The following is a 16,315-nucleotide window of genomic DNA, read 5'->3' on the forward strand; positions in this document are numbered from 1 at the left end:
TCATCGGTACTCCTCCGGGCCGAGCATGGGCCGCAGCGCCGGCCGGGACGTCGGACGGGTCGTCGGGTCGGCGCCGACGTGTTCGGCCAGACCGGCCGGGGTCGGGGTGTCGAACAGGATGCGGATATCGACCTCGACGCCGAGCGACGCCCGGATCCGGCTGATCAGCCGCACGGCGAGCAGCGAGTGGCCGCCGAGGTCGAAGAAGTCGTCGGCGACGCCGACCATCTCCAGGCCGAGCGTCTCGGCGAACGCCTGGCACAGCAGCTCCTCGCGGGCGTTCGCCGGGGCGCGGCCGGTCCCGGCGGTGGTCGCGTACTCCGGGGCGGGCAGGGCCTTGCGGTCGAGCTTGCCGTTGCTGGTCAGCGGGAGCGCGTCGAGGATCACGACGGCGGCGGGGACCATGTGCTCCGGCAGGCGGGCCGCGACGTGCTCGCGCAGGGCCGCGGGCTCGGCGTCGCCGACGACGTAGGCGACCAGGCGGTCCTCGCGGGCGACGACGGCGGCCTGCTCGACCTGCCGGTGCGCGGCGAGCACGGCCTGGACCTCGCCGGGTTCGACCCGGAACCCGCGGATCTTCACCTGCTCGTCGGCCCGGCCCAGATAGACGACGTCACCGCCGGGGGTCCAGCGCACGATGTCGCCGGTGCGGTAGAGCCGGCCGCCGGCGTCGTACGGGTCCGCCACGAACCGGGACGCGGTGAGTCCGGGACGGTCCACGTACCCGCGGGCCAGCTGGGCCCCGCCGACGTACAGCTCACCGGCGACGCCGACCGGCACCGGCCGCAGCGCCGGGTCGAGCACGTACACGCGGGTGTTGGCCACCGGGCGGCCGATCGGCACCGCCGCCGCCGAACCGTCGAGCCGGGTCGTGAGCACGCCGATCGTCGTCTCGGTCGGGCCGTAGTGGTTGTACACCGGCCGTTCGCCCGCCGCGGCGACGAGATCCCGGACCCAGGCGACCGGCGCGGCCTCGCCGCCGAGGACCAGGCCCCGGGACGGCACGATCGCGCCGAGCGCGGCCAGGTGGGACGGGACGATCTTGAACGCGTCGACGCGTTGCCCGGCGAGGAACGCGGCCATCGCGGCGGGGTCGGTGACGACCGGCTCCGGCGCGACGACCAGGGTGCCGCCGGAGGCGAGGGCGCCGAACACCACGGTGTTGCCGAGGTCGGTCACCTGACCTTGCAGGACGGCGTACCGGCCCTCGCCGCTGAGCCCGACGCGGGGCGGCACCGACACAACGTAGTTGGCGAGACCGCCGTGGGTGACGCCGACGCCCTTCGGCGTGCCGGTCGAACCCGAGGTGTAGATGACGTAGGCCAGCTGCCCCGGTGCCACCCGGGTGCCGAGGGGCCCGTCCGGCATCGCCGCGACCCTGGCGGCGACGCGGCCGTCGTCGAGTGCGTCGGTGCGGACCCGGCCGGACGGCAGCTCGTCCAGGATGTCCTCCGTCCCGAGCAGGACCGCCGCCCGGGAGTCGGCGAGCATGAACCGGATCCGGTCGGCCGGGTGGGTCGCGTCGAGCGGCAGGTAGGCGCCGCCGGCCTTCCAGACCGCGAGGAGCGCCACGATCATGTCGGCGCCGCGCGGCAGGCACAGCGCGACGACGGACTCGGCACCGACGCCCTGCCCGGTCAGGTACCGGGCGAGCCGGTTCGACCGCCCGTCGAGGTCGGCGTAGGACAGCTCGGTCCCGTCCGCGACGAGCGCGACCGCGGCGGGGTCCTGCGCGGCGATCAGCTCCGGCACCGACGCGGCGGGCAGCCGCGTGGCGGTGTCGTTCCACCGGTGCAGGACCTGGTCCCGCTCCTGCGGTTCGAGGACGTCCACCGTGGACAGCCGCCGTCCCGGGTCGGTGGACACCGCGTCGAGGACCCGCAGCCACCGCTGTGCGATCGCGGCCACCGTGCCCGGGTCGAACAGGTCCGCGGACCCGGTCAGCCCGCCGACGATCCCGGCCGGGGCACCGGCGGCGTCGTACGCCTCGCCGACGACCGCGGCGAGGTCGAACTTGGCCGCGCTCAGCGCCGACGGCGCCGCGTGCCCGCCGACCTGGACACCGGGCATGTCCAGCACCGGGTCGGCGTTGTTCTGCACGGTGAGCAGCACCTGGAACAGCGGGTGGCGGGCCAGGGACCGGGACGGGGCGAGCTCCTCGACGAGGCGTTCGAACGGCACGTCGGAGTGCTCCAGCGCGGCCAGGCCGGTCCGGCGCATCCGGGCGAGCACGTCGGTGAACGCCGGGTCGCCGGAGACGTCGCTGCGGATGACGAGCGTGTTGACGAACGAGCCGACGAGATCGTCGAGGGCCTCGTCGGTGCGGCCGGCGACCGCCGAACCGACCGGGATGTCCGTGCCGGCGCCCAGTTTCGCCATCAGCACCGCGTACGCGGCCTGCAGGAGCATGAACATGGTGACGCCCTCGGCGCGGGCGACGGCGAGGAGCCGCTCGTGCACGGCCGCGGGGACCTCGACGGGCACGGTGTGCCCGCGGTGGCTGCCGGCCGCCGGGCGGGGCCGGTCGGCGGGCAGCGTCAGCTCCTCCGGCGCGCCGGCGAGGGCCTGCTTCCAGTAGGCGATCTGCCCGGCGATGACGCTGCCCGGGTCGTTCTCGGACCCGAGCAGCTCCCGCTGCCACAGCGCGTAGTCGGCGTACTGGACCGGCAGCGGCGTCCACTGTGGAGCGCGGCCCTCGCGGCGGGCCGTGTACGCGGCCGAGAAGTCGTCGGCGAGGGGCTGCATCGACCAGCCGTCGCCGGCGATGTGGTGCACGACGACCGTCAGGACGTGCTCGTCGCCGCAGGTGAACAGCCAGGCCCGGATCGGCGCGTCCGACGCCAGGTCGAAGGCGTGCCCGGCCGCCCGCGCGACCGCGGCCGGCAGCTCGTCGGCCGCCACCGCCTCGGTGTGCAGCTGCCAGTCGAGGTCGTCGAGGCCGAGGATCCGCTGGTACGGCTCGCCGTCCACGGCCGGGAAGACGGTGCGGAGCACCTCGTGCCGGTCGATGACGTCGCGCAGCGCCGCGCCGAGGGCATCCGCGTCGACGTCGCCGGTCAGCCGCACGGCGAGCGGGATGTTGTACGTGGGGCTGGGGCCTTCCAGCTGCCCGATGAACCACAGGCGTTGCTGCGCGTACGACAGCGGCAGCCGCTCGGGCCGTGCCATCCGTACCAGGCCGGCCCGGGCCACGCCGGCGCCCGGCAGCCGCGCGGCGAGCCCGGCGACCGTCGGCGCCTCGAACAGCGCCCGCAGCGACACCTCGACGCCGAGGAGGTTCCGGACCCGGCTGACCAGCCGGACCGCGAGGAGCGAGTGGCCGCCGAGGGCGAAGAAGTCGTCGTCGACGCCGACCGACGCGAGGCCGAGGACGTCGGCGAACGCCAGGCACAGCAGTTCCTCGTGGGCGGACGCCGGGCCGCGCCCGGACCCGGCGAGCGCACCGAGGTCCGGCGCCGGCAGCGCCTTGCGGTCGAGCTTCCCGTTCGGGGTCAGCGGCAGGGCGTCGAGGGTGACGAACGCCGACGGCACCATGTACTCCGGCAGCCGCGCCGCGACGAGCTCCCGCAGCGCCGCGGCGCCGGCCGGGCCGACGATGTAGGCGACCAGCCGATCGTCGCGCAGCACCACCGCCGACCGGGTGACCTGCGGGTGCGCCAGCAGCACCGCCTCGATCTCGCCGAGCTCGATGCGGAAGCCGCGCAGCTTCACCTGGGTGTCGGCGCGCGTCAGGTACACCAGGTCCCCGCCGGCCGTCCAGCGCACGACGTCGCCGGTGCGGTACATGCGGCCGCCGGCGCCGGTCGGGTCGGCGGCGAACCGTTCGGCGGTCAGCCCCGGGCGTCCCGCGTAGCCGCGCGCCACCCCGGCACCGGCGATGTACAGCTCCCCGGCGACCCCGGCGGGCACCGGGCGCAGCCGGTCGTCGAGGACGAGGACGCGGGTGTTGGCGATCGGCCGGCCGATGGTGACCGTGCCCGTGCCGGCGGTGACGCCCGCGGCCGTGGACCAGACGGTGGTCTCGGTCGGGCCGTACAGGTTCGTCACCGACGCGGCCCGCCCGGCGAGGGTCCGCGCCAGGTCGGCCGGGAGCGCCTCGCCACCGACGAGGACCCGCACGCCGCTCCAGTCGCCGGCATCCTCGCCGGTACCGGTCATCAGCGCCTGCCACAGGCTCGGCGTGCCCTGCACGACGGTCGCGTCGTGGGCGCGGACCAGGTCCCGCAGCAGCCGCGGGTCGCGGACCTCGTCCCGCCCGGCGAGCACGACGGTCGCGCCGTGCAGCAGCGGCAGGTACAGCTCCAGCGCGGCGATGTCGAAGCCGACCGTGGTCACCGCCAGCAGCCGGTCGCCGGCGCCGAGCCCGAACCGGTCCTGCATCGCGGCGAGGAAGTTCACCAGCGAGCCGTGCTCGACGGCGACGCCCTTCGGGGTGCCGGTCGAACCCGACGTGTAGATGATGTACGCCAGCTGCCCGGCCGTCACGTCGACGGCGGGCGCGTCGCCGGGCAGCACCCCGATCGCCGGGTCGTCGAGGGTGACGATCCGTGCCGCGGCGGCGGAAGCGGTGCCGGCGGACGCCGGATCGGTGAGCACGCACCTGGCGCCCGCGTCGGCGAGGACGAACGCCACCCGCTCCGCCGGGTACTCGGGGTCGACGGGCAGGTAGGTGCCGCCGGCCTTGAGGACGCCGAGCAGCGCCGCGACCAGGTCGGCGCCGCGTTGCAGGCACACGCCGACGACCGACTCGGGCCGCACCCCGCACGCCAGCAGGTGCCGGGCGATCCGGTTGGCGCGGGCGTCGAGGTCGGCGTAGGTGACGGCGACGCCGCCGGACACCACCGCGGTCGCGTCCGGCGTCCGGGCCGCCTGCGCCGCGAACAGCGCCGGCAGCGTCGCGTCCGGCACGGCGGCGGCGGTGTCGTTCCAGTCGACGAGGACGCGGCGGCGTTCGTCGGCGTCGAGGATGTCCACTTCGGACACCGGCCGGGCCGGGTCGGCGAGCACCGCGCCGAGGACCCGTGCCCACCGCTGCGCGAACGACGCGACGGTCGGCGCGTCGAACAGGTCCGCGGACCCGGTCAGGACGCCCCGCAGCCCGGCCGCGGTTCCCTCGGGCCCGAACGTCTCGGCGACGACGACGTCGAGGTCGAACCTCGCGGCCCGCGGCCCCGCGGACCCGGCCCGGCTGTCGGAGCCGGGCAGGTCGACGGTCACCTCGGCGGTGTTCTCCAGGGTGAGCATCACCTGGAACAGGGGGTGCCGCGACAGCGACCGGACCGGGGCGAGCTCCTCGACGAGGCGTTCGAACGGCACGTCCTGATGTTCGAGGCCGGCCAGGCCCGTCTCCCGCACGCGGACGAGGAGGTCCTCGAACGTCGGGTCACCGGCGAGGTCGGTGCGCATGACGAGCGTGTTGACGAAGAAGCCGACCAGGTTTTCGAGGGCTTCGTCGGTGCGGCCCGCCGCCGGCGCGCCGATCGGGATGTCGGTGCCGGCGCCGAGCCTGGACAGCAGCACACCGAGCGCGGCCTGCAGGATCATGAACACCGTGACACCCTGCTCGCGGGCCACGTCCCGGATCCGGGCGTGCAGGTCCGCGGGAAGGTCCAGCGGGACGCTGTGGCCGTCGGGGCTCGCCACCGCGGGCCGGGGCCGGTCGGCGGGGAGCGCGAGCTCTTCCGGGACGCCGGCAAGGGCCTGCCGCCAGTAGGCGACCTGCCGTGCGATCAGGCTGTCCGGGTCGTCCTCGGACCCGAGCAGCTCCCGCTGCCACAGGGCATAGTCGGCGTACTGCACCGGCAGCGGCGTCCACTGTGGAACCGCGCCCGCCAGCCGGGCCGCGTAGGCGGTGGAGAGGTCCCGGGCGAGCGGGCCGGTCGACCAGCCGTCGCCCGCGATGTGGTGCACCACCACGACCAGCGTGTGCGCACCGTCCGCGCCGGCGAACAGCCACGCGCGGATCGGGATCTCGTTCGCCAGGTCGAACGCATACCGGGTCGCCGCGGCGATCGCGTCGGGGGAGCCGTCGGCGACGTCCAGGTGCCAGTCGACGTCGTCGAGGATCCGCTGGTACGGCACGCCGTCCGCGGCCGGGAAGACCGTGCGCAGCACCTCGTGCCGGGCGATGACGTCCCGCAGCGCGGCCTCGAGGGCCTCGGCGTCGACGTCGCCGGACAGGTCGAGGACGGCCGGGATGTTGTAGGTGGCGCTCGGGCCTTCCAGCTGCCCGATGAACCACAGCCGCTGCTGGGCGTACGACAGCGGCAGCCGCTCCGGGCGGGTCCACGGCACGACAGCGGCGCGGGCGTCGTCGGCGCCGGCCAGCCGGGCGGCGAGGCCGGCGACGGTCGGCGCCTCGAACAGGGTCCGCAGGGGCACCTCGACGCCGAGGAGGCGGCGGGCGCGCCCGACGAGGCTGACGGCGAGCAGCGAGTGGCCGCCGAGGGCGAAGAAGTCGTCGTCCACGCCGACGGATTCGAGGCCGAGCACGTCGGCGTACGCGAGGCAGAGCAGTTCCTCACGCACGTTCGCGGGTCGCCGCCCGGCGCGGGTCTCGAACTGCGGCTCCGGCAGCGCCCGGCGGTCGAGCTTGCCGTTGGCGTTCAACGGCAGCGCGTCGAGCACGACGATCGCGGCGGGGATCATGTAGTCGGGCAGCCGGGACGCCACCAGTTTCCGCAGGGTCGCGGTGTCCGCGGTGCCGACCGCGTAGGCGACGAGCCGCTCGTCCCGGGCGATGACCGCGGCCTGCGTGACGTCGGCGTGACCGACCAGGACGGCCTCGATCTCGCCCGGCTCGACCCGGAACCCGCGGACCTTCACCTGCTGGTCGGCCCGGCCCAGGTACACGAGGTTGCCGTCGGCGGCCCAGCGGACCACGTCACCGGTCCGGTACAGCCGTCCGGGGCCGAACGGGTCGGCGACGAACCGTTCCGCGGTCAGACCGGGCCGGTTGAGGTAGCCGCGGGCGATGCCGGAGCCCGCCAGGTACAGCTCCCCCGCCACCCCCGGCGGCACCACCCGCAGCCGATCGTCCAGGACGTACACCCGGGTGCCGCCGATGGGGCGCCCGATCGGCGGGACCGGACGGTCGGCACCGTCGTCGTCCTCGTCTTCGTCGAACCAGGCGGTGGCGTAGACCGTCGCCTCGGTCGGGCCGTAGATGTTCGCCACCGCGGCGTCCGGCACCGCGGCGCGGATCGTGCCCAGCACCGGCGCCGACAGGCCCTCACCCGCCAGCACCACCATGCCGGCCGACACCGAACCCACCACCGGCACCAACGCCGACGGCACCGCGCTCACCAGCGACACGTCATCCACCACGGTCTCCGCGTCGGCCAGCGCGAGCAGGTCCTCGACGATCCGGACCGACCCGCCACAGCACAACGGACCGAACAGCTCGAACACCGACACGTCGAAGCTCAGCGACGTCGCACCCAGTACCCGGTCGAACAGCCCACCGCCGAACCGTTCACAGGCCCACGCCACCAGCGCCGCCGCGGACCGGTGTTCGATCACGACACCCTTGGGGGTGCCGGTCGAACCGGACGTGTAGATGACGTAGGCGGGGTGCGACGGCAGCACGACGGTGCCGGGGTCTGCGGTGTCGTCGCCGGCCGCGTCGGTGACGACGAGTGCGGCGCCGGCGTCGGCGAGCACGAACGCCACCCGTTCGTCCGGCAGGTCCGGGTCCAGCGGCAGGTATGCGCCGCCGGCCTTCAGGATGCCCAGGACGGCCACCACGAGGTCGATCCCGCGGTGCATCCGCACGCCGACCACCGACTCGGGCCGCACGCCCTGGTTCCGCAGGCGGTTCGCCACCCGGTTGGACCGGGCGTGCAGCTGCGCGTACGTCACCGACGTGTCGCCGGCGACGACCGCGACCGCCGACGGCGTCCGCGCCGCCTGTGCCGTGAACATCGCGGGCAGCGTGGTGTCCGGGGCGGTGAACCCGGTGGTGTTCCAGTCCGTCAGGATCCGCCGGCGTTCGGCGGCGCCGAGGACGTCCACGTCGGACAGTCTGAGGTCGAGCCGGGTGACGACCGCGGTCAGGACGCTGACCAGGCGGGCGGCGATCGACGCCGTCGTGGACGGGTCGAACAGGTCCGCGGATCCGGTCACCGTCCCGATCAGGCCGGCGGCGGCACCGCCGGTGCCGAAGGACTCGGACACGGCGACGTCCAGGTCGAACTTCGCCGCCACCGGCCCGCCGGCTGCCTCCTGCACGGACACGCCGGGCAGGTCGAGTGCCGCCTCCGCCGCATTCTGCACCGTCAACATCACCTGGAACAACGGATGCCGCGACAGCGACCGCACCGGGGCAAGGTCCTCGACGAGGCGTTCGAACGGCACGTCCTGATGCTCGAACGCCGCCAGACCCACCTCCCGCACCCGCGACAGCACCTCCACGAACGACGGATCCCCCGACAGGTCCGTCCGCATCACAAGGGTGTTGACGAAGAACCCGACCAGATCGTCGAGGGCCTCATCCGTGCGACCCGCCACCGCCGTACCGATCGGAATGTCCGTGCCCGCGCCCAGCTTGGACAGCAGCACCCCGAGCGCGGCCTGGAGGATCATGAACACCGTCGAACCCTGCTCCCGCGCCACCTCCCGCAGCCGCGCGTGCACCTCGGCGGGGACGTGCAAGTCGGCGCTGTGCCCGGCATGACCCGCCACCGCCGGACGGGGCCGGTCCGCGGGCAGCGCCAGCTCCTCCGGTGCGCCGGCGAGGGCCTGCCGCCAGTGGGCGACCTGCCGCGACACGACACTGTCCGGGTCGTCCTCCGAGCCGAGCAGGTCCCGCTGCCACAGCGCGTAATCCGCGTACTGCACCGGCAGCGGCTCCCACGTCGGGGCCAGGCCCTCCAGGCGGGCCGAGTACGCCGTGGACAGGTCCGCAGCGAGCGGTACCGTCGACCAGCCGTCACCCGCGATGTGGTGCACCACCACGACCAGCGTGGAGGCGCCGGTGAACCACCACGCCCGGATCGGCGGTTCGGTGGCGAGGTCGAACGCATACCCGGACGCCGCAGAGAGGTCCGAGCCTGCTTCGACGCTCAGGTGCCAGTCGACGTCGTCGAGGATCCGCTGGTACGGTTCGCCGCCGTCGGTCGGGAAGACGGTCCGCAGCACCTCGTGCCGCCCGATCACGTCCCGGAACGCCGCCTCGAGCGCCCCCAGCTCGACGTCACCGGACAGCCGCAATGCGACCGGGATGTTGTATGTCGCGCTCGGCCCTTCCAGGCGGCCAAGGAACCACAGGCGGCGCTGCGCGTACGACAGCGGCAGCCGTTCGGGCCTCGGCCGGGTCGTCACCGCCGGCCGTGCCGCACCGGCGCCCGGGAGCCGGGCGGCGAGCCCGGCGACGGTCGGCGCGTCGAACAACGCCCGCAGCGGCACCTCGACGCCCAGCACCGCCCTGACCCGGCTGACCAGCCGCACCGCGAGCAGCGAGTGGCCGCCGAGGACGAAGAAGTCGTCGTCGACGCCGACCGCGTCGACGCCGAGGATGCCGGCGAACGCCTGGCAGAGCAGCTCCTCCCGCAGGTTCGCGGGTCCGCGGCCGGTGCCCGCCAGCAGCGTGAAGTCGGGTGCGGGCAACGCCCGCCGGTCGAGCTTGCCGTTCGCGTTCAGCGGCAGCTCATCCAGGGTCATGAACGCCGACGGCACCATGTAGTCCGGCAGTTTCGCCGCCACCAGCGCCCGCAGCTCACCGTGGTCGGCGGGACCGACGACGTACGCGGCGAGGCGCCCCTCGGCGGTGGCGATGACGGCGGCCCGGGCCACGTCCGGGTGGCCGGTGAGCACGGCCTGGATCTCGCCCGGTTCGATCCGGAACCCGCGGATCTTCACCTGCTCGTCGCCGCGGCCCAGGTAGACCAGGTCGCCGTCGGGTGTCCACCGCACCACGTCGCCCGTGCGGTAGAGCCGTCCCGGTCCAAACGGGTCGGCGACGAACCGTTCCGCGGTCAGCGCGGCCCGGCCCAGGTACCCGCGGGCGAGCTGGACCCCGGCGACGTACAGCTCCCCCGCCACGCCCGGCGGCACCGGGACCAGGCGGTCGTCGAGCACGTACACGCGGCTGTTGCCGGCGGGCCGGCCGAACGGGACGACCGCGGCGGGCACCGGGTTGATGACGCCGGTGGCCATCATGACGGCCGCCTCGGTCGGACCGTAGGCGTTGAACAGCACCCGGTCCGCGGCCCACAGGGCGGCCCGGCGAGGGGCGATCGCCTCGGAGCCGACCACCATCCGCCGCACGGGCGCGAGATCCGCCGGCTCGAGCAGCTCCAGCAGGCTCGGCACGACGCTGGCCACCTCGACCCCGGCGGAGGCGACCAGCTCCCGCAGCAGCCCGGCGTCCGTGCGTTCCACGGCCGACGCGATGACCAGCTTCGCCCCCGACGTCAACGCGATCGCGACGTCCAGGACCGACGCGTCGAAGCTGAACGAGACGAACTGCAGCACACCGGCGCCCGGCCGCGCCCCGAAGACCGGCCCGAACGCGCCCACGACGTTGGCGAGGGCGGCGTGGGAGACGCCGACACCCTTCGGCGTGCCCGTCGAACCGGACGTGTAGATCACGTAGGCGAGGCTGCCCGGCAGCACCCGCACGCCGGGGGCGACGTCGGGCTCGGCAAGCACCGCGGCGGTCTCGACCTCGGACACCACGCACACCGCACCCGCGTCCGCGGCCATGAACGACGCCCGCTCGGCGGGCAGGTCGGGGTCGATCGGCACGTACGCGGCGCCGGCCTTCCACACCGCCAGGATCGCCACGACCATGTCGATGCCGCGGGGCAGCCGCAGCGCCACCACCGACTCCACGCCGACCCCCAGGCCGGCCAGGTGCCGGGCCAGGCGGTTCGACCGGGCGTCGAGGTACGCGTACGTGACCGAACGGTCCTCGCACACGACCGCCGTCGCGTCCGGGCGGCGGGCGGCCCACGCCGCGAACAGCTCCGGCACGGTCGCCGCCGGCAGGTCGACGGTGGTGTCGTTCCACGCCTCCACGATCCGGTGCCGGGTCGCCGCCCCGAGGACGTCCACCGTGGACAGCGGGGCGGCGTCGCCGCCGTCGAGGGCCGTGTGCAGCGCCGCGGTCAGGTCGGCGGTGGCGGCGTGCAGCATGGCGGCGACCGCGTCCGGGTCGATCGGGCCGGCCGCGTCGACGACGAGCACGAACCCGCTGCCGTCGTCGTCGACGGACACCGTCAGCGGGTAGTTGGTCCGTTCCCGGGACGACACGACCCCGAACCCGCCGGCGGCGGCGGGTTCGCCGGTGGTGGCGTGCCGGTAGTTGAACAGGGTGGTGAACAGCGGCTCGTCGGCGGGGACGCCGCTGACCCGCTGGGCGACGGCGAGCGGCGCGTGCTCGTGCTCGAGGAGACCGGCGAGCTGCCGGCGCAGGTCGGAGACCGCCGCGACCGCGTCGAGGTGCCCGGTGCGGACCCGCACCGGCAGGCTGTTGATGAACACGCCCGGCGCCCGTTCCGAGCCGGCGCCGGCGTTCATGCGGCCGAGCAGGACGGTGCCGAAGACGACGTCGTCGCGGCCGGACACCGCGGCGAGGACCCGGGACCAGGCGACGTGCATGACGGTGGCGGGGCTGGCGCCGAGCCGCCGGGCCGCGTCCCGCAGCCGGAGCGCGAGCCCGGCGTCGAGGTGCTGGTCCGCGCTGAGGACGCCGGAGCCGTCGCCGTGCGTCTCCCGCACACCGAACGCGACCGTCGGCTCCGCCACGTCCGCGAGCAGTTCCCGGAAGTGTTCCTCGTGCCCGCCCGCGGCGCGGGCCTGCGCGACGAAGTTCCGGAACGGCACCGGTGCCGGCAGGTCGCCGGCGCGGCCGTCGAGGATGGCGCGGATCTCGCCGAGGACGACGTCGATCGCGGTGTGGTCCTGGACCAGGTGGTGGACGCGGACGAGGCCGAGCCACCGGCCGTCGCCGGCCGGGCAGGTGTGGACGTCCAGCAGCGGGGCCCGGCCGAGGTCCATGGACAGGCCGACGTCGTCGACGGCGGCGACCTCGACGACCGGCAGGGTCGCGGTGCGCCACACCACCTGGACCGGCTCGCGCAGCCCTTCCCACACCACGGACGTGCGGAACACGTCATGCCGGTCGATCACCTGCTGCAGGGCGGCGACGAAGCCGTCGAGCCGGGCCCGGTCGTCGAAGGTGAGGACGGTGGACAGGACGTAGGCGTCCTCGCCGCCGTCGGCGAGGAGGTGGTGGAAGAGGATGCCCTCCTGCAGCGGGGCGAGCGGGTAGACGTCGGCGATGCGGTCCTCGGGGACCGCCGCCACGATCACGCGCCGCTCGTCGTCGGTCAGGTCGACGAGGTGTTCGGGCACCGTGACCGGCACCGGTCCGGCGGTGGCGGCGAGTCCGGCCGGGGTCGGGGTTTCGAACAGCGCCCGCACCGACACGGCGACGCCCCGCGCCCGGAGCCATTCGACGAGGCGGACGGCGAGCAGTGAGTGCCCGCCGAGGGTGAAGAAGTCGTCGTCCACGCCGACCGTGTCGAGGCCGAGGACGTCGCCGAACGCGGCGCACAGCAGTTCCTCGTGCACGTCGCGCGGGCCGCGGCCGGCGCCGGTCTCGAACCGCGGCGCCGGCAGCGCCCGCCGGTCGAGTTTGCCGTTGACGGTCAGCGGCAGCGCGTCCAGGGCCACGAACGCGGCCGGGACCATGTACTCGGGCAGGCGGGCCGCGGCGAAGTCCCGCAGCGCCGGACTGTCGGCGGTGCCGACGACGTACGCGACCAGGCGTTCTTCGCGCAGCAGCACGGCGGCCTGCGCGACCTGCGGGTGGGCGAGCAGGACAGCTTCGATCTCGCCGGGTTCGATCCGGAACCCGCGAACCTTCACCTGGTCGTCGGACCGGCCCGCGAACGTGAGGTCTCCGGCCGCGGTCCACCGGGCCCGGTCGCCGGTGCGGTACATCCGTTCGCCGGTGCCGAACGGGCATGCCACGAACCGGCCGCTGGTCAGCCCGGCCCGTCCGGCGTAGCCGCGGGCGAGTTGCGCACCGGCCACGTACATCTCGCCGGCGACGCCGACCGGGACCGGCTGCAGCCGCTCGTCGAGGACGTACACCCGCAGGCCGGGGATGCCGCGCCCGATCACACCCGCGGATTCCGGGCCGTCCAGCAGCCGGTACGTGACGTGCACGGTGGTCTCGGTGATGCCGTACATGTTCACCAGCTGCGGGCCGTGGTCCCACCACCCGTCCAGCCGTGTCGCGTCCAGGGCCTCGCCGCCAAACACCACGACCCGCAGGGCGCTCGGCGCCGCGGTCAGCTGGTAGAACGCCGACGGTGTCTGGCTCAGCACCGTCACCCGTTCCCGCTGCAGCAGCGCCCAGAAGTCCGCCGGTGAGCGGGACACGTCGAACGGGACGACGACGACCGTGCCGCCGTGCAGCAGGGCGCCCCACAGCTCCCACACGGAGAAGTCGAACGCGAACGAGTGGAACCACGTCCACACGTCGTCCGGCCCGAACTGGAACCGGTCGAACGTCGCCGCGAACAGCGACATCACGTTGCGGTGCGACACGACGACGCCCTTCGGCGTGCCCGTCGACCCGGAGGTGTAGATGACGTACGCCGGGTGGTCCAGCAGCAGACCCGGCACGGCCACCGGACCGTCGTCCGCGGGCAGGCCGGACAGGTCGGTAAGAACCAGTGCCGGGCGGGCGTCGGCGAGCATGAACTCGACCCGTTCCGCCGGGTACGCCGGATCAACCGGCAGGTATCCGGCGCCGGCCTTCAGGACGCCGAGCAGCGCCACCACCAGGTCCGCGGTCCGCTCCATCCGCACCGCGACCAGGTCCTCGGGGCCCACCCCGCGGCCGGTGAGGAACCGCGCCACCCGGTTCGACCGGGCGTCCAGCTCCGCATACGACCACCGCAGGTCACCGTCGACCAGGGCCGTCGCGCCCGGGGACCGGGCCGCCTGCGCCGCGAACACCGCGGGGAGCGTCCCCGCCGGGACCACGTCGACCGGGGCGTTCCACTCCGCCAGCACCAGTCGCCGTTCGGCCGGGTCCAGGACGTCCACATCGGACAGTCGGGTGGCCGGGTCCGCCGCCACGGTCGCGAACACCCGCAGCAGGCGGTCGGCGAGGCCGGCGACGGTGTCGGCGGTGAACAGGTCGGCCGATCCGGTGAGGTCGCCGACGATGCCAGCCGGGGTGCCGTCGGCGGTGTACGTCTCGGACACGGCGACGTCCAGGTCGAACTTCGCCGCCACCGGCCCGCCCGCCGCCTCCTGCACGGACACGCCGGGCAGGTCGAGTGCCGCCTCCGCCGCGTTCTGCACCGTCAACATCACCTGGAACAACGGATGCCGCGACAACGACCGCACCGGAGCAAGGTCCTCAACCAGGCGCTCGAACGGCACGTCCTGATGCTCGAACGCCGCCAGACCCACCTCCCGCACCCGCGACAGCACCTCCACGAACGACGGATCCCCCGACAGGTCCGTCCGCATCACAAGGGTGTTGACGAAGAACCCGACCAGATCGTCCAGGGCCTCATCCGTGCGACCCGCCACCGCCGTACCGATCGGAATGTCCGTACCCGCGCCCAGCTTCGACAACAACACCCCGAGCACGGCCTGCACCACCATGAACACCGTCGAACCCTGCTCCCGCGCCACCTCCCGCAACCGCGCGTGCACCCCGGCGGGGACGTGTACCGGCACGGTGTGGCCGACGTGGCTCGCCGCCACCGGGCGGGCCCGGTCCGCGGGCAGCGCCAGCTCCTCCGGCGCGCCGGCGAGAGCCTGCCGCCAGTAGCCGACCTGCCGCGAGATCACGCTGTCCGGGTCGTCCTCCGAGCCGAGCAGGTCCCGCTGCCACAGCGCGTAATCCGCGTACTGCACCGGCGGCGCCGTCCACTGTGGCGCGTGCCCTTGGACGCGGGCCGCGTACGCCGCGGACAGGTCGCGGGCGAGCGGGGCCGTGGACCAGCCGTCGCTGGCGATGTGGTGGACGACCACGACCAGGACGGCGTCCGCGGTGAACAGCCAGGCGCGGATCGGGATCTCGGCCGCCAGGTCGAACGCGTACCTGGTCGCCTGGGCGACCGCGTCCGGCGTGCCCTCGGCCACCTCGAGGTGCCAGTCGACGTCGTCGAGGATCCGTTGGTACGGCGCGCCGTCCGCGACCGGGAACACGGTGCGGAGCACCTCGTGCCGCCCGATGACGTCCCGCAGCGCGGCCTCGAGGGCCGCGACGTCCACGTCGCCGGACAGTCCCAGCACGACCGGGATGTTGTACGTCGGGCTGGGCCCTTCGAGCTGCCCGATGAACCACAGCCGCTGCTGCGCGTACGACAGCGGCAGCCGCTCCGGGCGGGGTTGCGGTGTCAGCGCGGTCCTGGCCGTGCCGGCGGCCGGCAGGCGTGCCGCGAGACCGGCGACGGTCGGGCTGTCGAAGAGGGTGCGGATGTCGACCTCGACGCCGAGCGCGGCCCGGACCCGGCTGACGAGCCGGACGGCGAGCAGGGAGTGGCCGCCGAGGGCGAAGAAGTCGTCGTCGACGCCGACGGTTTCGAGGCCGAGCACGTCCGCGAACGCTTCGCACAGCGCGGTCTCGCGGGCGTCGGCTGGGCCGCGGCTCGAGGTGCCGGCGCCGGTGGCGTCCGGTGCGGGCAGTGCCCGCCGGTCGAGCTTGCCGTTGGCGGTGAGCGGGAGCGCCGGGAGCACCACGACCGCGGCGGGAACCAGGTAGTCGGGGAGCCGGTCGGCCGTCAGCCGCCGCAGCGCCGACGGGTCCGGTTCGTCGGCGGCGTCGGCGGGGACCACGTAGGCGACGAGCCGCTTGTCGCCGGGGACGTCCTCGCGGGCGATGACCGCCGCCTGGGCGACCTGCCGGTGCCCGGCGAGGACCGCCTCGATCTCGCCGGGTTCGATCCGGAACCCGCGGATCTTCACCTGCTCGTCGGCACGACCGAGGTAGACGAGGTCTCCGTCGGCGTTCCAGCGCACCACGTCGCCGGTGCGGTACAACCGTCCGCCGGTGCCGAACGGGTCCGCGACGAACCGCTCCGCCGTCAGCCCGGCCCGGCCCACATAGCCACGAGCGAGCTGGACGCCGGCGATGTACAACTCACCGGCCACCCCGACCGGCACCGGCGACAACCGCTCATCCAGCACATACAACCGGGTATTCGCGATCGGCCGCCCGATCGGCACCTGCTCCCCCGCCAGCACCTGCCCCGACGACACCCGATACACACAACACCCGACAACCGTCTCCGTCGGACCATACTCATTCACCACCACCGAACCCGGCGCCCGATCCAAC

General features: G+C 74.4%; 1 protein-coding gene (only partly in view). It reads right to left on the reverse strand.

What is annotated here, in order from left to right:
- Nucleotides 1-16,315, reverse strand: the final stretch of a protein-coding gene (locus tag AB0K00_RS37915) for a non-ribosomal peptide synthase/polyketide synthase (protein WP_363531031.1). 17,906 nt of this gene lie beyond the right edge of the window; the window shows 16,315 of its 34,221 coding nt (coding positions 17,907-34,221); the start codon falls outside the window, past its right edge; its stop codon occupies nt 1-3.

Origin of the sequence: Dactylosporangium sp. NPDC049525, from assembly GCF_040676755.1 — a bacterium.
GTDB lineage: Bacteria > Actinomycetota > Actinomycetes > Mycobacteriales > Micromonosporaceae > Dactylosporangium.